This is a genomic window from uncultured Parasphingopyxis sp. (assembly GCF_937129435.1).
Taxonomy (GTDB): Bacteria; Pseudomonadota; Alphaproteobacteria; order Sphingomonadales; family Sphingomonadaceae; genus Parasphingopyxis.
This window is the reverse complement of record NZ_CAKZNF010000065.1, coordinates 1-23,535: the sequence shown is the minus strand read 5'-3', so window position 1 is coordinate 23,535 and position 23,535 is coordinate 1. Positions and strand designations below refer to the sequence as shown.

At 62.9% G+C, this 23,535-nt stretch carries 21 protein-coding genes; 14 read left to right on the top strand and 7 right to left on the bottom strand.

The window, feature by feature from the left end:
- Positions 1 to 79: 79 nt before the first annotated feature.
- From Q0139_RS11075 to zapE, 3 genes are read left to right on the top strand one after another with little or no spacing between them, the layout of a single operon-like run.
- Entirely contained in the window at positions 80 to 862 is a 783-nt protein-coding gene (locus tag Q0139_RS11075; RefSeq protein ID WP_298021639.1) for a succinate dehydrogenase iron-sulfur subunit, read from the top strand.
- A 16-nt stretch (positions 863 to 878) separates the two neighbouring features.
- Positions 879 to 1,343 (top strand): PaaI family thioesterase, encoded by a 465-nt coding sequence (locus Q0139_RS11070; protein WP_298021637.1) that lies wholly within the window; start codon positions 879 to 881, stop codon positions 1,341 to 1,343.
- A complete protein-coding gene (zapE, locus tag Q0139_RS11065; protein WP_298021634.1) occupies positions 1,340 to 2,470 on the top strand; it encodes a cell division protein ZapE in 1,131 nt (376 codons plus the stop codon). The genes Q0139_RS11070 and zapE overlap by 4 nt, the downstream gene beginning before the upstream one ends.
- 21 nt (positions 2,471 to 2,491) lie before the next feature.
- Here the strand turns inward: zapE and Q0139_RS11060 are convergent, their stop codons facing one another.
- Positions 2,492 to 3,223, bottom strand: a complete 732-nt coding sequence (locus Q0139_RS11060; protein ID WP_298021630.1) for a hypothetical protein — start codon at positions 3,221 to 3,223, stop codon at positions 2,492 to 2,494.
- Here Q0139_RS11060 and Q0139_RS15545 point away from each other — a divergent pair.
- The 10 genes from Q0139_RS15545 to Q0139_RS11010 all read left to right on the top strand — a co-directional run bounded on the left by Q0139_RS15545 (position 3,222) and on the right by Q0139_RS11010 (position 15,030).
- A complete protein-coding gene (locus Q0139_RS15545; RefSeq protein ID WP_350138020.1) occupies positions 3,222 to 3,485 on the top strand; it encodes a helix-turn-helix domain-containing protein in 264 nt (87 codons plus the stop codon). The genes Q0139_RS11060 and Q0139_RS15545 overlap by 2 nt on opposite strands.
- Complete coding sequence (locus tag Q0139_RS11050; RefSeq protein ID WP_298021624.1) at positions 3,478 to 4,305, top strand: ParB N-terminal domain-containing protein; 828 nt, start codon at positions 3,478 to 3,480, stop codon at positions 4,303 to 4,305. Before Q0139_RS15545 ends, Q0139_RS11050 begins: the two co-directional genes overlap by 8 nt.
- Before the next feature lie 96 nt (positions 4,306 to 4,401).
- A complete protein-coding gene (locus tag Q0139_RS11045) occupies positions 4,402 to 5,778 on the top strand; it encodes a M20/M25/M40 family metallo-hydrolase (RefSeq protein WP_298021621.1) in 1,377 nt (458 codons plus the stop codon).
- A gap of 111 nt (positions 5,779 to 5,889) precedes the next feature.
- Positions 5,890 to 6,852 (top strand): malate dehydrogenase, encoded by a 963-nt coding sequence (mdh, locus tag Q0139_RS11040; RefSeq protein ID WP_298021619.1) that lies wholly within the window; start codon positions 5,890 to 5,892, stop codon positions 6,850 to 6,852.
- A complete protein-coding gene (locus tag Q0139_RS11035) occupies positions 6,849 to 7,490 on the top strand; it encodes a hypothetical protein (RefSeq protein ID WP_298021615.1) in 642 nt (213 codons plus the stop codon). The genes mdh and Q0139_RS11035 overlap by 4 nt, the downstream gene beginning before the upstream one ends.
- Before the next feature lie 13 nt (positions 7,491 to 7,503).
- Positions 7,504 to 8,388 (top strand): succinate--CoA ligase subunit alpha, encoded by an 885-nt coding sequence (gene sucD / locus Q0139_RS11030; RefSeq protein ID WP_298021612.1) that lies wholly within the window; start codon positions 7,504 to 7,506, stop codon positions 8,386 to 8,388.
- A 54-nt stretch (positions 8,389 to 8,442) separates the two neighbouring features.
- Entirely contained in the window at positions 8,443 to 11,352 is a 2,910-nt protein-coding gene (locus tag Q0139_RS11025) for a 2-oxoglutarate dehydrogenase E1 component (protein WP_298021609.1), read from the top strand.
- Positions 11,353 to 11,354: 2 nt separating this feature from the next.
- Complete coding sequence (gene odhB, locus Q0139_RS11020) at positions 11,355 to 12,635, top strand: 2-oxoglutarate dehydrogenase complex dihydrolipoyllysine-residue succinyltransferase (protein WP_298021605.1); 1,281 nt, start codon at positions 11,355 to 11,357, stop codon at positions 12,633 to 12,635.
- A 109-nt stretch (positions 12,636 to 12,744) separates the two neighbouring features.
- Entirely contained in the window at positions 12,745 to 14,151 is a 1,407-nt protein-coding gene (gene lpdA, locus Q0139_RS11015; protein ID WP_298021602.1) for a dihydrolipoyl dehydrogenase, read from the top strand.
- Positions 14,152 to 14,340: 189 nt separating this feature from the next.
- Positions 14,341 to 15,030, top strand: a complete 690-nt coding sequence (locus tag Q0139_RS11010; RefSeq protein ID WP_298021600.1) for a PepSY domain-containing protein — start codon at positions 14,341 to 14,343, stop codon at positions 15,028 to 15,030.
- A gap of 126 nt (positions 15,031 to 15,156) precedes the next feature.
- On the opposite strand, the gene metH is transcribed toward Q0139_RS11010, so the two are convergent.
- The 4 genes from metH to Q0139_RS10990 all read right to left on the bottom strand — a co-directional run bounded on the left by metH (position 15,157) and on the right by Q0139_RS10990 (position 20,854).
- Positions 15,157 to 17,790: a methionine synthase gene (gene metH / locus Q0139_RS11005; RefSeq protein ID WP_298021597.1), complete on the bottom strand. Its 2,634-nt coding sequence runs from the start codon at positions 17,788 to 17,790 to the stop codon at positions 15,157 to 15,159.
- A 117-nt stretch (positions 17,791 to 17,907) separates the two neighbouring features.
- The gene (locus Q0139_RS11000; RefSeq protein ID WP_298021594.1) at positions 17,908 to 18,957 is read right to left on the bottom strand and encodes a homocysteine S-methyltransferase family protein; all 1,050 of its coding nucleotides are present in this window, start codon (positions 18,955 to 18,957) and stop codon (positions 17,908 to 17,910) included.
- Positions 18,954 to 19,898, bottom strand: a complete 945-nt coding sequence (gene metF / locus Q0139_RS10995; protein ID WP_298021590.1) for a methylenetetrahydrofolate reductase — start codon at positions 19,896 to 19,898, stop codon at positions 18,954 to 18,956. Before metF ends, Q0139_RS11000 begins: the two co-directional genes overlap by 4 nt.
- Complete coding sequence (locus Q0139_RS10990) at positions 19,895 to 20,854, bottom strand: metalloregulator ArsR/SmtB family transcription factor (protein WP_298021587.1); 960 nt, start codon at positions 20,852 to 20,854, stop codon at positions 19,895 to 19,897. The genes metF and Q0139_RS10990 overlap by 4 nt, the downstream gene beginning before the upstream one ends.
- A gap of 110 nt (positions 20,855 to 20,964) precedes the next feature.
- Here Q0139_RS10990 and Q0139_RS10985 point away from each other — a divergent pair, with 110 nt between their 5' ends.
- A complete protein-coding gene (locus Q0139_RS10985) occupies positions 20,965 to 21,891 on the top strand; it encodes an IS1595 family transposase (protein WP_298021584.1) in 927 nt (308 codons plus the stop codon).
- A gap of 186 nt (positions 21,892 to 22,077) precedes the next feature.
- On the opposite strand, the gene Q0139_RS10980 is transcribed toward Q0139_RS10985, so the two are convergent.
- Together Q0139_RS10980 and Q0139_RS10975 are read right to left on the bottom strand one after the other, a co-directional pair.
- On the bottom strand, positions 22,078 to 22,983 hold the full coding sequence (locus tag Q0139_RS10980; protein ID WP_298021581.1) for a DUF3800 domain-containing protein: 906 nt from the start codon (positions 22,981 to 22,983) through the stop codon (positions 22,078 to 22,080).
- On the bottom strand, positions 22,965 to 23,321 hold the full coding sequence (locus Q0139_RS10975) for a hypothetical protein (protein ID WP_298021578.1): 357 nt from the start codon (positions 23,319 to 23,321) through the stop codon (positions 22,965 to 22,967). Before Q0139_RS10975 ends, Q0139_RS10980 begins: the two co-directional genes overlap by 19 nt.
- Positions 23,322 to 23,535: the final 214 nt, after the last annotated feature.

Genomic DNA, 23,535 nt, shown 5'->3' with positions numbered 1-23,535 from the left:
AAAAAGCGCCGCCGTCCCCTTTAACGCGGCGGCGCAACGCGCTATCGCTCACCCGAACGGAAAGGCGAGACGACAGACCATGGCTCAATTCACGCTCCCGAAGAACAGCACAATTCGCAAGAAGGGCAACGTCCACACCGTCGACGCTGTGAACAAGAAGGTGTTCAAGGTCTATCGCTATGACCCGGACAGCGGTGAGAATCCGCGCTACGACACGTTCGAGATCGATCTCGACGATTGCGGGCCGATGGTGCTCGACGCGCTCATAAAGATGAAGGGCGAGCAGGACGCCTCGCTCACCTTCCGCCGTTCGTGCCGCGAAGGGATTTGCGGCTCGTGCTCGATGAACATGAACGGCAAGAACGGCCTCGCCTGCACGACCGCGATCGAGGACTTGCCGGGCAAGGAAGTGCGGATCACGCCGCTTCCCGCGATGGACGTGGTCAAGGACCTCGTTCCCGACTTCACCCATTTCTACGCGCAATACGCTTCGATCCAGCCCTGGCTGAAGACCGAAACGCCCGAGCCTTCGGGCAAGGAACGGCTGCAATCGCCCGAGGAGCGGAACAAGCTCGACGGGCTCTATGAGTGCATCCTGTGCGCCTGCTGCTCGACCAGCTGCCCCAGCTATTGGTGGAATTCGGACCGGTTTCTCGGCCCCGCGATCCTGCTCCAGGCCTATCGCTGGCTCGCCGACAGCCGCGACGAACATACCGGCGAGCGGCTCGACCAGCTCGAAGACCCGTTCCGCCTCTATCGCTGCCACACGATCATGAACTGCGCAAACGTCTGCCCCAAGGGCCTGTCGCCTGCCAAGGCGATCGCGGAGACCAAGAAGATGCTGGTCGAACGCAGTGTCTGAAGCCGATGAACAGCCCATGGGCATGCGCCGATGGGTGGTGTTGGAGGAGGACCCCGACAATCCGGGCTGGTCGCTCTGGAAGATGCGCGTCAAGGGACGCTTTCTCGATATTTTCGGCCCCGTACGGCTGAAGAAGGAAGGCGAGAACAGCGTCCGCTGCCGCGTCGATACCGAGATGCGCCATGCCAACGGGTTCGAGGCCGTTCATGGCGGCTTCCTGATGGCGGTCGTCGATCAGTCGCTGTTCTGGACCTGCCACTATCTCGACAAGTTCGCCGGCGGCGGCGGCGTGACGCTCGACGCCTCGACCCATTTCATGGGTAGCCCGAAGGCCGGCGAGCCGATCGATGCGGTGGTCGAGATCCTGAAGGAAACCGGGCGGCTGATCTTCCTGCGCGGCATGATCGAACAGGATGGCGAGCCGGTGGCGAGCTTTACCGGCACGTTGAGAAAGGTGCGACGCAAGCCGGCGGCGAAATGACGTCTCTGCTAGCCCGATATCAATCGCTCATCGACAGGGGCGAACTGCAACCCGATCCCGACCAGCAACGCGCGGTCGATCATCTCGCCGGCGTCACCAAAGCGCTCGAAAACGCGCCCCGGCGCGGCAGCATCCTGTGGCGCGCAATCGCGAAAAAGCCCGAGCCGGTGAAGGGCGCCTATCTCTGGGGCGGCGTCGGGCGCGGCAAATCGATGCTGATGGACCTGTTCTTCGGCTGCGTGAACATCGCCTCGAAACGCCGCGTCCATTTCCACGAATTCATGCTCGACATTCACGACCGGCTCCGCGCTGAACGGGCCAAGGAGCAGGGCGATCCGATCCTCCCCGTTGCCGAGCAGGTGCGCGACGGTGCACGGCTGCTGGCGCTCGACGAGATGGTCATCAACAACACCGCTGATGCGGCGATCCTGTCGCGGCTGTTCACGGCGCTGCTCGAAAAGGGCGTGACGGTGGTAACGACGTCGAACCGGCCGCCTGTCGATCTGTACAAGGACGGCCAGAATCGCGAGCTGTTCCTGCCGTTCGTCGACCTGATCGAGGAGCGGCTCGACGTCGTTGAACTGAACGGTCCGACCGACTACCGGCTCGATCGACTCGGTGGCATGCCGACCTGGCATTCGCCCATCGGCGACGAGGCGACCGCGGCGGTGCGCGAGGCCTTTTTCCGCCTCACCGACTATCCGCCCGAGGATGCAGCGCACGTGCCCAGCGAGGACATTCCCGTGCAGGGCGGCCGGACGATGCACGTCCCCAAGTCGCTGAAGGGCGTTGCCGTCTTCTCGTTCAAACGTCTCTGCGCCGAAGCGCGCGGCGCGGCGGATTATCTGGCGATCGCGCGGCGATACCACACCGTCATCATCGTCGGCATCCCGGTCATGGGACCGGCCAACCGCAACGAGGCGGCGCGCTTCAAGACGCTGATCGACGCGCTATACGAGCACAAGGTCAAGCTGCTCGCCACCGCCGATGCCGAGCCGCAGGCGCTCTATCCCGAAGGCGACGGGGCGTTCGAGTTCGAGCGGACGGTGTCGCGGCTGATCGAGATGCAGTCGCAGGACTATCTCGCCGAGGGTCATGGCATTGGCGAAGACTACGACACAGCCTGACAACCGCCAAATGTCCGCGCCCTATGTCACGGTCAGGCCGACCACGCCGAGCACGCGGGCGAGGGGGAGGAGGTTTTTTTCGTCCGTCGATATCTTGCCCCGCGTGATCCGGATCGGCGGAAGCCGGTCGCCCGATACGGACAGCAGATAGGCATCGGGCTCAAGGCTCACTCGGCGGACGATCGCCTGGCCGTTCAGCAGTAGCAGGTAGATGCGGCCGTCCGACAACATATCCAGCCGCGGTTCTATGTCGCCGCATATCAACCAATCGCCTTTTGCCGCGATATCGTCCAGCAGGTCGTTCGGCATGTTCGTCATCCAGGTGCGATCATCCAGCTCCAGCCGGTGTGCGATCCAGTCGCGGTCGATGGTCATGACCCCGGTGGCAGGGCCCCGACCGTCCGACCCGATGGCGCCGAAATCATAGGCCGGCAGCGTCACGTTTCGCGAATCCGGACTGGCGAGATCATGCGTCTCGTCGCCGAACAGTAACCATCGGACCGGGCGTTCTATCAGTGCAGCGAGCCCAAACAATATGGCCGCGTCGGGCAAGTTCTCGCCCTTCCAGATGCGCCCCATTGTCGTCTTCGGAATGTCGATGATTTGGGCAATATCCCCCTGGCGCAGGCCCAATTCTGCGGCGCGCGCCTTTAATCGGTCAGCAACGGCGGCCTTGTCGGGTTTTTCTTGACGAAACCGAATTCGGTCCTTATCGGTCCGATATCGGGATTTATCGAAGTGCAGTCTAGCCATGCCGTTCCATCCGGTCGACGTCAAAGCCAAGTTGAAGAAGCGTTATGGCAGTGTTCTCGCTTTCGAACGGCACCGCGGCCTTCCGTCCGATTCGGTACGCGATGTCCTGCGCGGACGAGCCAACCGACGCGTGGCCCGCGTCATCGCGGACGAACTCGATGTGAACGTGCATCAACTGCTCCCGGATCGACACGAATCCCGAAAGCGGGACGATAACGCCGAAAAGCGGCCGGTGCACCCGCAATCGCGATGCTTTGACTGAAACGTCGCGCGACAATGACAGTGGCGACCGGAATGACGGGCGACCACAATTGCGCGCCATTCCGGTCGAGGAAATCGATTCTGCCGAAACAGTGCGGCCCGTCGACCCCGCCTGGGCTTTCGATCTCGCGCATCGGATGATGCGAACCGGTCAGGAAAAGCCGGTCGTGCTCTGGCAACCAGCTAGCGGGAGACCGTATGGCGTGATTGACGGCGCCCATCGAGTTGCAGCGGCGCGGCGCTTTTCCGCGCTCTCCCCACTGGCCGCAATCGTGCTGGACACCATGGCGGCTCTGCTACGGGCCGAAAGCATCGCCAAAACGGTGCGCGAACATGGTGTGTCCGCCATCGTGCGCCAGCGGATGATCGCGGAACTATTCGCGTTGCGTACATTGCTCGCGCCCGGCGCCGGACCCGCCGCCCACCATGACTGGGTCGCGGAACTATGCGGATGTGCGCCGGAATCGATCGAGCAGGCGATCACGCGCCATCGGCGTCTGGCGCCGCATGTGATCGAGATGGTCGCGGAAAACGACCCCGATGCGGGCCAGCTCGAGATGCTGTCGCGATGTTCGATAGTGACGCAAGAAAAGACCGCCTATCTGCTGCTCGCCGGCGCGACGCATGTCGGCGAGGCGCTGGCCGAACTGCGGCACAATGCACGGCCCCGTGTCGATACGGCCGCGATCGGCGCGTTTGTCTCGCTGTTCGAGAAGATGAACCTCGCCGACAAGGAGGAAGCTTTGATCCGGTTGCGCCGATTGCTGCCGGCACATGTCGACATCCGCTGGGGCATGCCTGATTCTATGATCGGGCAGTGAGTATCGGTCGCCCTTGCGAGGCGTGGCCTTGCAACCTCTGGACTCCTTGTGGCGGCGATATAGGGATGGGCCGACCACAACGGATGGGGAACAGTAATGAAACCGTTATTCTATACCATGGTTGCCGTTTCATTATTTTCCGTTCCGGCCATCGCCCAAGATCGCGCGGCCGAGCGCGCGCTGCTTGAACAGGTCGTCGAGATTCCGACTGTGGCCGGTCGCGGTGAAATGCCGCGGCTAGTCGAACTGCTGCGCGGCGAACTGGGTGAGGCAGGCTTCGACGAGTTCCACGTCCAGCCGCATGACGAAACGCAGACGCTGATTGCGCGGCGCAATGCGGACCGGCCTTCGGGCGAAGACGCGATCCTGCTGATGGCGCATATGGACGTGGTCGATGCCAACCCCGCCGACTGGCAGAACCCGCCCTTCGAATTCCGCGAGGAAGAGGGCTATTATCTCGGCCGCGGGATCGCCGACAACAAATCGGGACTGGTCGGCATGATCCTCGCGCTGCAGCGGATCGAGGCGGCCGGCGTGCCGCTCGATCGCGATATCGTGGTGCTTTTCACCGGCGATGAGGAAACGGCGCAGGAGGGCGCGCGGCTCGCCGCCAGCGAATGGCGCGACCTGCTCGGCGATGTCGACATGGCACTGAACAGCGATGGCGGCGGCGGGACCGTGTTCCGCAATGGCGAGGTCGAGGCATTCTACATGCAGGTGGCCGAAAAAACCTATGCCGATTTCACCTTCCGCGCCACCAACCGTGGCGGGCACAGCAGCGCGCCGCGCCCCGACAACGCGATCTACCAGCTCGCCGGTGCGCTCAAGAATCTGGAAGAACATCGCTTTCCGCAACAGCTGAACGATGCCACGCGCGCCGCCTTTACGGCGGTTGCGGAGAATGACGGGGGCGGGTTCGGCCAGATAATTCAGGCGTGGCTCGCCGATCCGGAAAATGACGAGCTTGCCGATCAGGTCGAGGCGATGGGACCCGGCCAGACGCGCACCCGCTGCGTTGCGACACAGCTTTCGGGCGGCCATGCACCCAATGCGCTGCCGCAAAGCGCCGAGGCGAACGTCAACTGCCGCATCTTCCCCGGCACGTCGATCGAAGAGATCCGGCAGACGTTACAGGACATCGCCGGCCAGTTCATCGAAGTGGAAATCGTCGACGGCAACAGCCCCGGTTCCGATGCGACGCCCGTCGACGAGGAACTCGTTGCTGCCTATCGCCGCGCCATCGGTACGCATTTCGCCGATGCACCGATCGTCCCGTTCATGTCGGCAGGCGCCACCGACGGGCTGTTCATCCGCAATGCGGGTATCCGGACCTATGGCGTTGGCGGGCTCTGGTCGGTCGTCGGTGTGCCGACCGGCGCGCACGGTCTCGACGAGCGCGTATTGGCCGACGGTTTTCATGGCAGCGTCGATATCTGGGAAGCTTTGCTTCGCGATGTTGCCGGTGCCGACTAGCCGATTACGCAAAACGCACCTTTCGGCTGTTGCCGACTCTCCGATGAAGGTTTAAGCCCGGCCCGTTTTCCGGGGCTGCAGGCCCGCCATCAGACGAAAAGAGGTTCTCCAATGGCCCGCAAGAAGATCGCGCTCATCGGCGCCGGCATGATCGGCGGCACGCTCGCCCATCTCGCAGCGAAAAAGGAAATGGGCGATATCGTCCTTTTCGACATTGCCGAGGGCATGCCCCAGGGCAAGGCGCTCGACCTTTCCCAATGCGGGCCGATCGAAGGCTTCGACGCGTCGATCACGGGCACCAACGACTATGCCGATATCGCCGGCGCCGATGTCGTCATTGTCACCGCCGGCGTGCCGCGCAAGCCGGGCATGAGCCGCGACGACCTGCTCGGCATCAACCTCTCCGTGATGAAGGCGGTGGGCGAGGGCATCAAGAACCACGCCCCGGACGCCTTCGTCATCTGCATCACCAACCCGCTCGACGCGATGGTCTGGGCGCTGCGCGAATTTTCGGGCCTGCCGCACAACAAGGTTGTCGGCATGGCGGGCGTGCTCGACAGCGCGCGCTTCGCGACCTTCCTCGCCTGGGAATTCGGCGTCAGCGTCAAGGACGTGAACGCCTTCGTGCTCGGCGGCCATGGCGACACGATGGTTCCGGTCACCAGCTACACGACGATTTCGGGCATCCCGGTCAACGACCTTGCGAAGATCAAGGGCATCAGCGCCGACAAGATCGACGAGATCGTCCAGCGCACCCGTGGCGGCGGCGGCGAGATCGTCGGGCTGCTGAAAACGGGCTCGGCCTATTACGCGCCGGCGACGAGCGCGATTTCGATGGCCGAAGCCTATCTCGGCGACCAGAAGCGGATCATTCCGTGCGCCGCCTATGTCGAAGGCAAATATGGCGTCGACGGCCTTTATGTCGGCGTGCCCGCCGTCATCGGCGCCGATGGCATCGAAGAGGTGGTCGAGATCGAGCTGAGCGACGAAGAGGCCGCGAACCTCAAGGTTTCGACCGACGCCGTCGAGGAACTGCTCGAAGCTTGCAAGGGGCTGGACAGCAGTCTGGCATGACGGTGCGGCGGTTACCGATCCTGTTGACGGCGCTCATGGCGCTTGCCGGCGCCGCCGCTACCGCGCACGCGCAAGAGTATCGCGGCGTCGACGGCTTCCTGCTGGTCCGTGGCGGGGAGCTGATGCAACCCGCCCCGACGACGGCGGAACCGCTGACGCCCGGATCGCGCAGCATCGACGAGGCTCTGACGATCTTTCGCCAATATTGCCTGCGCGCCCGGTTCATGCCGGAGATGATGGGCTTTATCGATTTCCCGGAACAACTCGACCTGACCCCGCGGCCGACAACGCTCGATGACGGTACGGAGGTGACGGGATGGCATGCGGGCGACATCTCGCTGATGATCGTCGACACGCCCGATGGCCGCTTCGGCCGCCAATGCGCGATGACGCTGGCCACGACCGTGAACCATACCGCGCAGGAGATGTTTCCCGTCATCAACAACGTGTTCGGCGGTCCGGCCAATTACGACGATCTGGTCAATGAGGACGGGACGCAAAACCCTGACGTCCGCCCGATCTGGCTCGCCACGACCGAGATGAACGGAGGGCCGGTATTCGCCCTCGTTCGCAGCCTTTCCAACGCATCCGGTGGTTACCGGACCCATTTCGCCATGTTTCAAATTCCGGAACAATAGATTCGAGGAACCGATGTCGATTCTCGTTAATGCCGATACGAAGGTCATCACCCAGGGGATGACCGGCGATACCGGCACCTTTCACACACAGCAGGCGCTCGAATACGGCACGAAGATGGTCGCCGGCGTCACCCCCGGCAAGGGCGGGACCGAACATATCGGGCTGCCGGTCTTCGATACGGTGGCGGAGGCGCGCGACGCGACCGGCGCCGATGCGAGCGTCGTCTATGTCCCGCCGAAATTCGCGGCAGCCGGGATCATCGAGGCGATCGAGGCGGAAATCCCGCTGATCGTTGCGATCACCGAGGGCATTCCCGTGCTCGACATGGTCACCGTCAAGGCGAAGCTCGAAGGCTCCAAGTCGCGGCTGATCGGCCCGAACTGCCCCGGCGTGCTGACGCCCGGCGAATGCAAGATCGGCATCATGCCCGGCAGCATCTTCAAGAAAGGCTCGGTCGGCGTCGTCAGCCGTTCCGGCACGCTGACTTATGAGGCGGTTCACCAGACGACCAATGTCGGGCTGGGCCAGTCGACGGCGGTCGGCATTGGCGGCGATCCGGTCAACGGCACGAATTTCATCGACGTGCTGGAGATGTTCCTCGCCGACGACGAGACCGAATCGATCGTCATGATCGGCGAGATCGGCGGCAGCGCCGAAGAAGAAGCCGCACAGTTCATCAAGGACGAAGCCGCCAGGGGCCGCTCCAAGCCCATGGTCGGCTTCATCGCCGGGCGCACGGCGCCTCCGGGCCGCCGCATGGGCCATGCCGGCGCGATCGTCTCGGGCGGCCAGGGCGGCGCGGACGACAAGATCGCCGCGATGGAAGACGCCGGCATCCGCGTTTCGCCGAGCCCGTCGGAACTCGGCACCACGCTCATGGATTTATTAAAGGGTTGATCGATTCGCGCCCCGACCCAGATGGGGTGCATCACCGGGCAAGGACCTTACAGCATGGGCTATGAAGCCATGGACTTCTCCGAGATCGAAGGAGTCAGTCCGTCTTTCGCCGAAGCGCTTTACCGGCGCTATCGCGACAATCCCGATAGCGTCGAGGCGAGCTGGCGCGATTTCTTCGCGAGCCTCGAAGTGGCGGCGTCCGGCCCGAGCTGGAAGCGCGACAACTGGCCGATCGCCGAGACCGACGATCTGACCGCCGGGCTCGATCCGCTGCAGATGTCATTGGCGCCAAATGCCGCCGCCCCGGCCGCACCGAGCGCACCGGCCTATTCGCAGCCGCTTCCCGATGCCGACGAGATGGAGCGGGCGGCGGGCAACTCGATTAGGGCGATGATGCTCATCCGCACCTATCGTGTGCGCGGACATCTCGCCTCCGATCTCGATCCGCTGGGCCTGCATGACCGGATCCAGCCGGCGGACCTGACGCCCGAATTTCACGGTTTCGCGCCCGGCGATCTCGACAAGCCCGTCTATCTCGGCGGCGCGCTCGGCCTGGAAAGTGCGACGGTCAACGAGATCGTCGCCATCCTGCGCGAGAATTACTGCGGCCCCGTCGGCCTTGAATATATGCATATCAACGACCTGGAGGAGCGCCGCTTCCTGCAGGAAAAGTTCGAGGGCAAGGAAGCCACAATCCAGTTCACCCGCGAGGGCAAGCAGGCGATCCTCGCGCGCGTTATCCATGCCGAACAATGGGAAGCCTATCTCGGCAAGAAATATGTCGGCACCAAGCGCTTCGGCCTCGACGGCGGCGAATCGATGGTTCCCGCGCTCGAGGCCGTGATCAAATGGGGTGGCCATTTCGGCGTCAACGAAATGGTGTTCGGCATGGCGCATCGCGGCAGGCTCAACGTCCTCGCGAACGTCATGGCCAAGCCCTATCGCGCGATCTTCCACGAATTCGCCGGCGGCAGCGCCAATCCCGATGATGTCGGCGGGTCGGGCGACGTGAAATACCATCTCGGCACGTCGACCGACCGCGAATTTGACGGGATCAAGGTGCATATGAGCCTCGTCCCCAATCCCTCACATCTCGAAGCCGTCGATCCGGTCGTGCTTGGCAAGGCGCGCGCGACGCAGGTTTTGCAGGACGATCTGGAGGAGCACCGTCAGGTGCTGCCGGTGCTGCTCCATGGCGACGCGGCGTTTGCGGGGCAGGGGATCGTTGCCGAATGCTTCGGCTTCTCGGGCATTCGCGGCTACAATACCGGCGGCTGCATCCACTTCGTCATCAATAACCAGATCGGTTTCACGACGAGCCCACAATTTGCCAGATCGTCACCCTATCCCTCCGACATCGCCAAGATGGTGCAGGCGCCGATCCTGCATGTGAATGGCGACGATCCCGAAGCCGTGACCTTCGCCTGCAAGCTCGCCGTCGAGTTCCGTCAGACCTTTGGCCGCGACGTGGTCATCGACATGTGGTGCTATCGCCGCTTCGGCCATAACGAAGGCGATGAGCCGAGCTTCACCCAGCCGGTCATGTACAAGGCGATCAAGTCGCATCCGAAGGTCTCGAAGATCTACGGCGAGCGGCTGATCGGCGAGGGCGTCGTCGACGAGGACTGGATCAAGGACACCACCGACGAATTCAATGCAATGCTCGACGAGGAGTTCGAGGCCGGCAAGAGCTACCTGCCGAACAAGGCCGACTGGTTCGGCGGCCGTTGGGAAGGGCTCGGCATGCCGCCCGATCCCGAAACGGCGCGGCGCGGCGTCACCTCGGGCATCGACGAAAAGTCGTTTCGCAGCATCGGCGAGACACTGACCACGGTTCCCGAGGGGCTCGAGATTCACAAGACGCTCGGCCGCATCCTCGATGCCAAGCGGCAGATGTTCGAAAGCGGCGAGAATTTCGATTGGGCAACGGCCGAGGCGCTGGCCTTCGGCTCGCTCGTCCATGAGGATTTCGGCGTCAGGCTTTCGGGACAGGATTCGGGGCGCGGCACGTTCAGCCAGCGTCATGCCGAATGGTACGATCAGAAGACCGGCAACCGCTATACGCCGCTTGACGAGATCGAGGGCGGCCGGTTCGAGGTGCTGAACAGCCCGCTGTCCGAATTCGGCGTGCTGGGCTTCGAATATGGCTACGGCCTGGCCGATCCGAAGACGCTCGTACTGTGGGAAGCGCAATTCGGCGATTTCGCCAATGGCGCGCAGGTGATGATCGACCAGTTCATCGCGTCGGGCGAAGCGAAATGGCTGCGCGCCAACGGCTTGGTCATGCTCCTTCCGCATGGCTATGAAGGGCAGGGGCCCGAGCACAGCTCGGCGCGGCTCGAACGCTATCTGCAGCTGTGCGCCGGCGACAATATGCAGGTCTGCAACATCACCGAGCCGGCCAACTATTTCCATGTGCTGCGGCGGCAGATGCTGCGGCCGTTCCGCAAGCCGTTGGTGATCATGACCCCGAAATCGCTGCTGCGGCACAAGGCCGCAGTGTCGAAGATGGAAGACTTTCTCGGCGACAGCCACTTCATGCGGATTCGCTCCGACCCCGTCGACCCCGCCGACAAGGACATCGAGCGCCTTGTGCTGTGTTCGGGCAAGGTGGCTTACGATCTGTTCGAAGCGCGCGACCCGAAGAAGGACGCCAAAACTTCGATCGTCCGGATCGAACAGCTTTACCCGTTCCCGGCCGAACCGCTGGTCGTCCGCCTGAAGCGGATGAAGAACCTCAAGGAGGTGATCTGGGCGCAGGAAGAACCGAAGAACCAGGGCGCATGGATGTTCGCGCGTCACTATATCGACGAATGCCTCGAAGAAGCGGGCGTGGGCCCCGAGCGCGTGGCCTATGCCGGGCGCGAGCCAAGCGCTTCGCCCGCCACGGGGCTTGCCAAGCGGCACCAGGAACAGCAGGAGGCGCTCGTCGCCGCCGCGCTCGGCCACAAAGGAAAGAACTAGTCATGGCTACCGACGTCCAGGTCCCGACCCTCGGCGAATCCGTCACCGAAGCGACGCTCGGCGAGTGGCTGAAACAGCCCGGCGATGCCGTTGCCGCGGACGAGCCGATCGCCAGCCTCGAAACCGACAAGGTCGCGGTCGACGTTCCCTCGCCGGTCGACGGCGTGCTCGCGGAGCATGTGGTGAGCGTCGGCGACACGATTGAGGTCGGTGCGGTCATCGCCCGCGTGAACGAAGGCGCATCGGGCGGCGATGCGGCCGAAAAGGGTTCCCTGAAAAGGCCCGGAGGAGACGATGCCGACAAGTCGAGCGCGACCGAAGACGCGCATCGGGAAGAGGGCGGCTCCCAACCCATGACGCTGTCGCCGGCCGTGCGCCGCGCGGTGCTCGAACACGGTGTCGATCCATCGAAGATCAAGGGCAGTGGCAAGGACGGCCGCCTGACCAAGGACGATGTGCTGCAGGCGGCGAAGGAACAGGGCGCCGAGCCGCAGGAACCGAGCTTGGAGCGCACCGAACCCGCGCCTGCGCCGTCACCGGCTCCCGCCGCACCGGCGGCCAAGACGTCCGGCGAGGCTAGCCGCAAGGAAGAACGCGTTCGGATGACGCGGCTGCGCCAGACGATCGCCAGCCGCCTGAAAGAAGCGCAGAACACCGCCGCCTTGCTCACCACTTTCAACGATGTCGACATGTCGGCGGTGATGGAGGCGCGCGGTCAATATAAGGACCTGTTCGAAAAGAAGCATGGCATCCGGCTGGGATTCATGAGCTTTTTCGTGAAGGCGGCGTGCCTGGCGCTGCGCGACGTGCCTTCGGTCAACGCCCGGATCGACGGCGACGAGATCGTCTATCACGATTATGTCGACGTGTCGGTCGCGGTGTCGGCGCCAAACGGCCTTGTCGTTCCGGTGATCCGCAACGCGGAGAGCATGAGCTTTGCCGAGATCGAGCAGACGATCGCCGATTTCGGTGCGCGCGCGATGGACGGGTCGCTGTCGATGGACGAGATGCGGGGTGGCACCTTCACCATCTCGAACGGCGGCGTCTTCGGCTCGCTGCTATCGACCCCGATCATCAACCCGCCGCAGTCCGCCGTGCTCGGCATGCACCGGATCGAGAAGCGGCCCGTGGTGCTCGACAGCGGCGAAATCGTGGCGCGGCCGATGATGTATCTGGCGCTGAGCTACGACCATCGCCTGATCGATGGCCGCGAGGCGGTGACGGCGCTGGTGCGGATGAAGGAAGCGCTCGAAGATCCGATGCGGTTGTTGATCGATCTATAGAACACCCACTTGCGCTCACCCTGAGCCTGTCGAAGGGTGTTTTCCAAGATTTGACGACCCTTCGACAAGCTCAGGGTGAGCGCGGAAGACAAGGAAGCGGAGAGCCTGAATGGCTGATCAGACTTACGACTATGACGTCCTCGTGATCGGCTCGGGGCCGGGCGGCTATGTCGCCGCGATCCGGGCTGCGCAGCTGGGGCTCAAGACGGCCTGCGCGGAAAGCCGCGAGACGCTTGGCGGCACATGCCTCAATGTCGGCTGCATCCCGTCCAAGGCGATGCTGCATGCGTCGGAATATTTCGACGCCGCGGCGAACGGCGCGATGGAGAAGATGGGCGTCAAGGTGAAGCCGACGCTCGATCTCGACGCGATGCACGGCCAGCGGCTCGACGCGGTGAACGGCCTGACGGGCGGCATCGAATTCCTGTTCAAGAAGAACAAGGTAACCTGGCTCAAGGGCCATGCGTCGTTCGAGGATTCGCACAAGGTGAAGGTCGGCGACGAGACCGTCACGGCCAAGGATATCATCATCGCCACCGGTAGCTCGGTGACGCCGCTTCCCAATGTCGAAATCGACAACGACAAGCATGTCATCGTCGATTCGACCGGCGCGCTCGAACTGCCCAAGGTGCCGAAGCATATGGTCGTCATCGGCGGCGGGGTGATCGGTTTGGAACTTGGAAGCGTCTGGCGGCGGCTTGGCGCGAAGGTGACGTGCATCGAGTTCCTCGATCAGATTCTGCCCGGCATGGACGGCGATGTCCGCAAGGAAGCGGCGAAAATCTTCAAGAAGCAGGGGATTGAGATCCGCACCGGCACCAAGGTGACGAGCGCGAAGGCGACCAAGACCAAGGCGACGCTGACGCTCGAACCGGCCAAGGGTGGTGACGAGGAGACGCTCGAAGCCGATTGCGTTCTCGTGTCGATCGGCCGCAAGCCGAATACCGACGGACTGGCGCTAGACAAGGCGGGTCTCGAAACCAACGATCGCGGCCAGATCGAGATCGATCACGAATTCCGTACCAAGGTCGACGGCATATGGGCGATCGGCGATGTCGTTCCCGGCCCGATGCTCGCGCACAAGGCCGAGGACGAGGGCATTGCCTGCGCCGAGAATATCGCCGGGCAGACCGGAATCGTGAATCACGACGTCATCCCGTCGGTCGTCTACACCTGGCCCGAAATCGCCGGTGTCGGCCTGACCGAGGAAGCGGCCAAGGAAGCGGGCCACGACGTCAAGACCGGCAAATTCCCGATGATGGCGAACAGCCGCGCCAAGACCAATCACGAGCCCGACGGCTTTGTGAAGGTGATCGCCGATGCCGAGACCGACCGCGTGCTGGGCGTCTGGTGCATCGCCTCGGTGGCCGGCACGATGATCGCCCAGGCCGCGCAGGCAATGGAGTTCGGCGCGACGAGCGAGGACATCGCCTATACCTGCCACGCGCATCCGACGCATTCGGAAGCGGTGAAGGAAGCGGCGATGGCAGTGCAGGGCAAGCCTATTCATATGTAAACCCTCTCCCATCGGGAGAGGGATGTGAGCTCTTGGCAAGGAACGAGCCTAAAGCGAGCTGGGTGAGGGGCTTACCCTTGCCGGTTAGGTGCGATCCCCTCATCCAACCGCGCCTAAACTCGCTTTGCTCGTCAAGGCTTAGTAATCCTTCTCCCGATGGGAGAAGGTTTGGGAATGACGGGGGAATAGATGCGGCTGAAATTCACGAAATGGCATATCTGGCTCGGCTGGCTGGCTGGCGTGCCGCTGCTGCTTTGGACGGTGTCGGGTCTCTTCATGACGGCCTTTCCGATTGAGCAGGTGCGCGGAACGCATCTGCGAGCGGATGCGCCCGCCGTTGCGACCCTCGAAAACCCACCCGTCTTCCCCCGCATCGACAGCGGCATTCGCGCCGTCGAGAGCGTCCAACTCGTCGAACGCGCGACGGGGCCGCAATGGATCATCCGCTTTGCCGATGGGGGAGGGCGCCGCGCCTCGGTCGAAACCGGCGCCTATCTCGCACCCCGGCTGACGAGCGACGAAGCGGCGGTGCTTGCCCGCGCGGCCTATGCAGGCGAGGGGTCGCTGGGAACGATCGAGCGGTTCGATGCCGGGAACAACCCGCTCGACCTGCGGCGCGGCCGTCCCGCCTGGCGCGCGACCTTCGGCGATGGCGACCGGGTCTATCTCGATGCGGAGACGGGCGACGTGCTCGCCGTGCGTACCGAACTCTGGCGCGCCTTCGATTTCATGTGGGGGCTGCACATCATGGACCTGGGCGAGCGCGAGAACACCCACCACCCCATCCTTTATATTTCGGCGGGGCTGGCGCTGTTGATGGTGCTGCTCGGGCTGATCGTGCTGCCGTGGCGATATATCAGGAAGCGTAAGGCGAAATAGACGAATTAGCCCCCGCCCGTTCAGGGGAGGGGTTGGGGTGGGGATTCTCCGCTGGGCTCCACGCTCGCTTCCGCTCGCTCTGTCCCCACCCCCTGGCCCCCTCCCCTGAAGGGTAGGGGGTAGGTGCTAATCCAGATTAGGCCGCAGCCAGCGCGTCGCCGTTTCGAGATCGACATTGCGGCGGCCCGCATATTCCTCGAGCTGGTCCTCGTCGATCCGGGCGACGCCGAAATAGCTCGCTTGCGGATGGCCGAAATACAGGCCCGAAACGGCCGCCGTCGGCCACATCGCAAAGCTCTCGGTCAGTTCGATCCCGGCCGGGCCGTTATGCCCCGATCCGCCGCCGAGCAGGTCGAACAGCAGCGGCTTCAGGCTGTGGTCGGGACAGGCGGGGTAGCCGGGGGCAGGGCGGATGCCCGAATATTTCTCGCGGATAAGGTCCTGGTTCGACAGATCTTCGTCCGCCGCATAACCCCATAGATCCTTGCGGACATGTTCGTGCATCCGCTCGGCAAAGGCTTCGGCAAACCGGTCGGCGAGCGCTTTCAGCAGGATGTCCGAATAGTCGTCGGTCTCGGCCTTGAAGCGCGCGATATGTTCATCGATGCCATGGCCTGCGCAGACGGCGAAGCCGCCGATCCAGTCGTCTTCCGTGTCGATGAAATCGGCGAGGCACATATTGGCGCGGCCCTTGCGCTTGCCGATCTGCTGGCGGAGCATCGGCATGACGGTCTCGCCGCGCTCGCCCTCGATAACGATATCGTCGCCCTCGCGGCGGCATTTCCACAGGCCGGCAACGGCGCGCGGCTTGAGCCATTTCTCTTCGATGATCTTGTCGAGCATCTCCTGCCCATCGGCGAACAGGTCGCGCGCGCTTTCGCCGACGACATCGTCTTCGAGGATCGCCGGATAGGTGCCGGCCAGTTCCCAGGCGCGGAAGAAGGGCGTCCAGTCGATATATTCGCGCAGCTCGGTCAGATCCCAGTCGTCAAAGACGTGCAGCCCGGGCTTTGCCGGGGCAGGGGGCTTCTTCGCCATATCGGCTTCGAAGCCGTTGGCGCGCGCGTCTTCGATCGACACGAGCTTGCTCTGGCCCTTGCCCTCGCGCGCGGCGCGGATGTTCTCGTAATCGGTTGCCGTCTGTTCGACGAAGGGATCGCGCTGCGTCTGCGACACGAGATTCGAGGCGACGCCGACCGCGCGGCTCGCGTCGAGAACATGGATCGTCGGGCCGGAGTATTTGGGTTCAATACGCAGCGCCGTGTGCACCTTGCTCGTCGTCGCGCCGCCGATCAGCAGCGGCATCGACATTTCCGCGCGCTCCATCTCCTCGGCCACCGTCACCATCTCGTCGAGCGAGGGGGTGATCAGGCCGGAGAGGCCGATGATGTCGGCATCGTTCTCGTTCGCGGCCTCCAGGATATCGCTCCACGGCACCATCACGCCCAGGTCGACGACTTCGAAGCCGTTGCACTGGAGCACGACGCCGACGATGTTCTTTCCGATATCGTGCACGTCGCCCTTGACGGTCGCCATGATGATCGTGCCCTTGCCCTTGGCATTCGGGTCCTTTTCCGCCTCGATATAGGGGAAGAGATGGGCAACGGCCTTTTTCATCACGCGCGCCGATTTGACGACCTGCGGCAGGAACATCTTGCCCGAACCGAACAGGTCGCCGACGACGTTCATCCCGTCCATCAGCGGCCCTTCGATCACCTCGATCGGCTTGCCGCCGCGCTGGTCGATCTCGACGCGGGCTTCTTCGGTGTCGTCGATGATATGCTGGTCGATGCCTTTGACGAGCGCGTGTTCGATCCGCTTCTGGACCTCCCAGCCGCGCCATTCGGCGGCTTTCTTCTCGTCCTCTGGCGACTTGCCCTTATAGCTTTCGGCGAGCGCGATCAGATGCTCGGTCGGGTCGCGCCCGTCCTCGGGCGTGCGGTTGAGGATCACATCCTCGCACGCTTCGCGCAGTTCGGGATCGATATCGTCGTAAATGTCGAGCTGGCCGGCGTTGACGATCGCCATGTCGAGCCCGGCGGGGATGGCGTGGTAAAGGAAGACGCTGTGCATCGCGCGGCGTACGGGCTCGTTGCCGCGAAAGCTGAAGCTCAGGTTCGAGAGACCTCCGGAAAAATGCACATGCGGGCAGCTTTTGGACAACGCCTTGACCGCCTCGATGAAGTCGACGCCGTAATTGGCATGCTCCTCGATCCCCGTCGCGACGGCGAAGATGTTGCAGTCGAAGATGATATCTTCGGGCGGAAAACCGATGCCGGTGAGCAGCTTATAGGCGCGTTCGCATATCTCGATCTTGCGCTGCTGCGTGTCGGCCTGGCCCTCCTCGTCGAACGCCATGACGACGACGGCGGCGCCATAGGCCATGCACTTTCTGGCATGGTCGAGAAACTCGTCGACGCCTTCCTTCATGCTGATCGAATTGACGATCGGCTTGCCGGATACGCATTTCAGCCCCGCCTCGATCACGTCCCATTTCGATGAGTCGATCATGACGGGCACGCGCGCGATATCCGGTTCGGCGGCGATCAGCTTCAAAAAGGTCGTCATCGCATGCTCGGCGTCGAGCAGGCCTTCGTCCATATTGACGTCGATCACCTGCGCGCCGTTTTCGACCTGCTGGCGCGCCACTTCGACCGCCGCGTCGTAATCGTCGTTCAGGATCAGCTTCTTGAAACGCGCGGACCCGGTCACATTGGTCCGCTCGCCGATATTCACGAAATTCGCTGAGGATTGGGTCATGCTGTGCTTCTTCTCCCCTCCCGCTTGCGGGAGGGGCCGGGGGTGGGAAGTAATTCGGAAGGGCAGGCTAGGCCCACCCCTAACCCCTCCCGCACGCGGGAGGGGAATAGTGCGACGTCACGCCGCCATATTGAACGGTTCGAGCCCGGCCAGCCTTGTGCGGACCGGCACTTCGGGTAGCGGCCGGGGCTCGCGCCCTTCGACGGCCTTGGCGATCGCGGCGATATGCTCGGGCGTCGTGCCGCAGCAGCCGCCGACGATGTTGACGAGATTCTCGTCGAGCCATTTGCCGATCAGCTCGGCCGTTTCCTCCGGCGCCTCGTCATATTCGCCGAGGTCGTTGGGCAGGCCGGCATTGGGATAGGCCATGATCAGCGCATCGCTTTCCTTGGCGAGGCTGGCCAGATGCGGGCGGAGCTGGTTGGCGCCGAACGAGCAGTTCAGCCCGACGGTGATCGGGTTCAGGTGGCGCACGGCGTGCCAGAACGCTTCGACCGTATGGCCCGACAGGTTGCGGCCCGACAGGTCGGTCAGCGTCATCGAGATCATCAGCGGCACTTCGCGACCGCTCGCGGCTTCGGCCTCCATCGCGGCCATGCCCGCGCATTTCGCGTTCAGCGTGTCGAAGATCGTCTCGATCAGCAGGAAATCGACCCCGCCCTCGATCAGCGCGTCGCACTGCTCGCGATAGACGCCGAGAAGATAATCGTAGTTGATCTCGCGAAAGCCCGGATCCTCGACATCGGGCGAGAGCGACAGCGTCTTGTTCGTCGGCCCGATCGACCCGGCGACGAAACGCGGCCTGCCGTCTTCTTCCTCGGCGATATCGGCGGCGCGCCGCGCGATCTCCGCCGATTTGCGGTTGAGGTCGGGGACGAGATGCTCGCAGCCATAATCGGCCATGCTGATGCGCGTGCCCGAAAAGGTGTTGGTCTCGACCATGTCGGCGCCCGCGCGCAGATAATCGAGATGGATGCCCTCGATGATCTTCGGCTGGGTCAGGCTCAGAAGGTCGTTATTGCCCTTCTGGTCCATCGAAAGGTCGAGATCGCCCCGATAATCGTCCTCGCCCAGCTTGTGGTTCTGGATCGCGGTGCCATAGCCCCCGTCGAAAACGAGGATCCGTTCGCGCGCGGCGGCGCGGAGCTGTTCGGCCTTGCTGGTCATGCGGCCTTCTCCTGTTTGTCCTGTGTGTCGGCCCGCATCCCCAGCAGATGGCAGATGGCGTAGCTGAGTTCGGCCCGGTTGAGCGTGTAGAAATGGAATTCGCGCACGCCGCCCGCATAGAGGCGGCGGCACATTTCGGCGGCGACGGTCGCGGCGATTAGCTGCCGCGCGGCGGGCAGATCGTCGAGGCCATCGAAGAGGCGATCCATCCATTCGGGGATCTTCGCGCCGCACATGCCGGCGAACTTGCGCGTCTGTGCAACATTCGAAACCGGCAGGATGCCCGGCACGATTTCGGCATCGATACCGGCTGCCGCCGCCTTGTCGCGGAAGCGGAAGAAATTGTCGGCGCTGAAGAAGAATTGCGTGATCGCCCGCGTCGCACCCGCATCGAGCTTGCGCTTCAGATTGTCGAGATCGGAATCGGGGCAATCGGCCTCGGGATGCGTTTCGGGATAGGCGGCGACCGAAATCTCGAACGGCTTGATCTTGCGAAGGCCTTCGACGAGCTCGGCGGCGCTCTTGTAACCGTCGGGATGCGGCTGGAACGCCTTACCCTCTTCGGGCGGGTCGCCGCGCAGCGCGACGATATGCCGCACGCCCGCGTCCCAATAGTCGGTCACGACCTCCTCGATTTCGGCCTTCGATGCCTCGACGCAGGTCAAATGCGCGGCGGCGTCGAGCGAGGTTTCGGCGTTGATCCGCCGCACCGTCGAATGCGTCCGCTCGCGCGTCGAACCGCCGGCGCCATAGGTGACCGACACGAAGCGCGGGCCGAGCGGCTCCAGCGTCTTCACCGATTCCCAGAGCGTCTTTTCCATCTTCTCCGATTTGGGCGGGAAGAATTCGAACGACACGTTCATGTCGCCGTTCACGTTCGCGAAGAGCGGATCGGCGAGCGCGCGCCGCGCTTCGTCAAGCTGGTCCACCGTCATCGTCATGCTGCCACCACCTTCAATTTCGATTGCCCGGTGCGTGTGCCGAGCCAGAGATTTACGCTGAGTTCGCCGCCCGCCAATTCCTCGGCGCAGCCGCCGGCAAGCCCTGCGCGCGCGAACCAGCGTTCGATCTGTTCGTCGGAAAAGCCGAGCCGCGCATGGGCATCGCGCTGGCGCAGTTCCTCGCGCTCATGCGGCGCGAAATCGACGATCAACAGCCTTCCGTCGGCATCGAGCAGCCGCGCCGCTTCGGCGATCGCCGCGCCGGGCTGCTGCGCGAAATGCAGCACCTGGTGCAGGATGATCGTGTCGGCCGAAGCGTCCGGCAGATCGATCGCGTACATGTCGCCCTGCCGCAATTCGGCGCGGCGGGCTTCGTCCTCGGAAAGTTTGGCGCGGGCAAGGCGGAGCATTTCGGGGCTGCGGTCGATGCCGATGGCGCTGTCGGCCCGCTCGGCGAACAGCTCGAGCATCCGCCCGGTACCTGTGCCGATATCGACGAGCCGGCCCAATGATCCCTTGCCCAGCGCCCGGGCCATCGCCGCCTCGACCTCGCTCTCGGCGATATGAAGCGACCGGATCGCATCCCATTCCTCGGCATGATCGGCGAAATAGCGTTCGGCCGCGGCCTGACGGTCGGCGCGCACGGCGGCAAGCCGTGCCAGATCGGCCTGCGCCCAATGATTGGCATCGCCATCGCCCCAGCGGTCGATCGCGGTGAACAGCGGATCGACGCGCCTCGCATCGCCGAGGCCGAGGAAGACCCAGCTTCCTTCCTTGCGCCGCTCGGCGAGCCCGGCATCGACGAGAATCTTCACATGGCGCGACACGCGCGGCTGGCTCTGCCCCAGCACCTGCGCCAGCTCGCCCACGGAAAGCTCCATGGCACGCAAAAGCGCCATGATCCGCAATCGCGTAGGGTCCGCCATCGCGCGGAAGATGTCGAGTTCGGCTCGCATGGGATAAGGATATAAAGATATCTTTATATCCGGTCAACGAGCGATGTATATATACTTGACGTAGTATGGCAGATTCCCTATGGTTCTTGGCATAGGGAGCGAAAAATAAAATGCAGATCACCGATCCTGTCTTCACTGACGCCGACAAAGCCCGCGAACACCTTGAGGCCATCAACTGGCCGCTCGGCCCCGTTTGCCCTCATTGCGGCGAGCGTGAGAATGTCACCCGCCTGAAAGGCAAGTCGCATCGCCCCGGCCTTATCCAGTGCAATGCCTGCGCCAAGAACTTCACCGTCACCGTTGGAACGGTCTTTGAACGATCCAAGGTGCCTTTGAACAAATGGCTGCTCGCCACCTATCTGATTTCGTCCTCAAAGAAGGGCATCAGCGCCAAGCAAATCGAGCGTATGCTTGGCGTCACCTACAAGACCGCGTGGTTCATGATGCACCGCATCCGCGAAGCCATGACCAGCGACGACAAATCCGGCTTCGGTTCCGGTGGCGGCATCGTCGAAGCGGACGAAACCTTCATCGGCAAGGAACCCGGCAAGAAGAAAGGCCCCGGCTTCCATCACAAGATGAAGGTCGTTGCCCTCGTTGACCGCAACACGGGCCGCTCACGCGCCTTTGTCGTCGATAGGGTCAACCGCTCGACCGTTACCCCTATCGTTCTCAAGAATGTTGACCGTAGCGCCCGCCTCGCAACCGACGAAGGCCCTCATTACCGCTTCGTCGGCAAGCACATGCGCGACCACAAGGCCGTGAACCACTCCGCCAAGGAATGGGCGCGCGGCAACGTCCATATCAATACCGTCGAAGGTTATTTCAGCATCTTCAAGCGCGGCATGAAGGGCGTTTACCAGCACTGCGGCAAGAAGCACCTGCACCGCTACATGGCTGAGTTCGATTTCCGCTACTCCAACCGTTCGGCGACCGGTTGCGAAGATCAGGATCGAGCGATGCGCGCGGTGCTGGGTGCCGTTGGCAAGCGCCTGACGTATCGAAATCCTGACGTCGGGGTCTCCGCCACCGCCTAAGCCTAGCCGCCGAAGGCGTTCGCGGTGGAGAACGAAGCGTTAGGGGTTGACTCCGAATCACTTTGACGTATCAGCGCTTGCGCCTGACTCGTTCTCGGTGTAATAATTGGGCAACCCGATGCTACGGCGGTCGGTAGCAGATGGTACACAATCCATCGGGCGGGGCTTCGGCCTCGCCTTTGTGTTTTAGGGCAGGTGTTTGATACCGTAGCCGCGCACTAAGCCCCCTGCCGAGCGATCGTATTTCTCGTCTATGAGTAGCTGAGTGACCCGTTGGCAGAACGCGCCGGGGGTCACATCATGGTTCATCTGCTGCCTGACGTAGATGTGGCTAGGGTGGGCAATCAGATCGCAGAGCTGTATCCCCGCAGTGTTTTCTTTCTTGGCCCTGAACTTCAGGTTTGGTGCGCGAAGAGCGGACTCTATCCTGTCTTTGCTGACGTACCGGGTGCCGGCGTCGCGAACTCCATCATAGGCGCGCTGGAGCCGCTTATCTGCGCCCTGTCGGCTTTCGGGCATGATGTCGCCGACTGACCTCATTCGCTCCAGGTACTGGACGTACTTCTCTACCAAGATCTCCATCAGGTAGTGATATGGCTGCATATTCGTCCAATGTTTCTGGCCGAGCATCCAGTGCTTGTCGATTAAGGCAGTGATGACTCGGAAGTCCGACGAGGTGATGAGTCGAATGATCGCCCGGTCAAAGAGGTCGCAGACTGCATCGTCATTGAGCCGCCAAAAGCCCTTTTTTCTTTGAACAATGTCGGTCCGGTGGAGGATCGCGGGTTCGTCCGGATCGTGGTCCAGTATGTCGGATTTTATCCAGTTCATGCTTGGCGTAAGATGATCACGCGCATGGTCGATTTTCATGACCACGCCAGTTAGACTGAGGAAGCGGTGCGCTTCCTCGCTAGTGTGGGTCAGGTCGTCGTTGCCGACCTCATCGACGTAAAGGCGATACATGACCAACACAGACCACAACAACAGCCAGTCCGACAAGTTCCGCGACATGGCGCGCGAGCTGGAGTGCGACGAGGACGAAGCCACCTTTGAGGAAAAGGTGCGGAAGCTGGCTAAAGCGTCGCCATCCAAGCCATCACCCGAAACAGGGCCTGCATCACAAGATTAAAGATCACGAAGCCGACCATGAACGTCGCCATGAAAATGAACGGCTTAAACTCCTCAACGAACTCGGGATCGATAAGCGGCCTTCTGGGCGGGCTAGTGGTTATGACCGGTGATCGCTCTACGGGCGGTTGACTCTCTGGCTTCAGCGCAAGCACTAGGCCGACGATCCCCGCGAATACCAAAAGGGCCCATATGACCGCCAGAAGTGGCGTGCTCATAGTCTTGAACGTGTAGGGGACCATAATCCCCACACCCGTCGCGACCGCTGCGAGAAGGGCTCCCCCGAGCCGTGACGCTTCCATACCGCTGTCATATCAGACGGCTCCCGAAAGGCGAGAGCCGGGTGTGTGAAATACGGATATGCCGGATCGCCTGACTCGGCGACGACCTTTGTCCGTTTCCGAAAAGGACGGTAGAGTGGGTCATGCCTGCCGCGCCTCGCATTGCTCCGCAACAGCTGTTTCAGCCCGAGGACTGGGCGCCGTTCAGGGCGCGCAGTGCGTTGGCCGGGCCGCT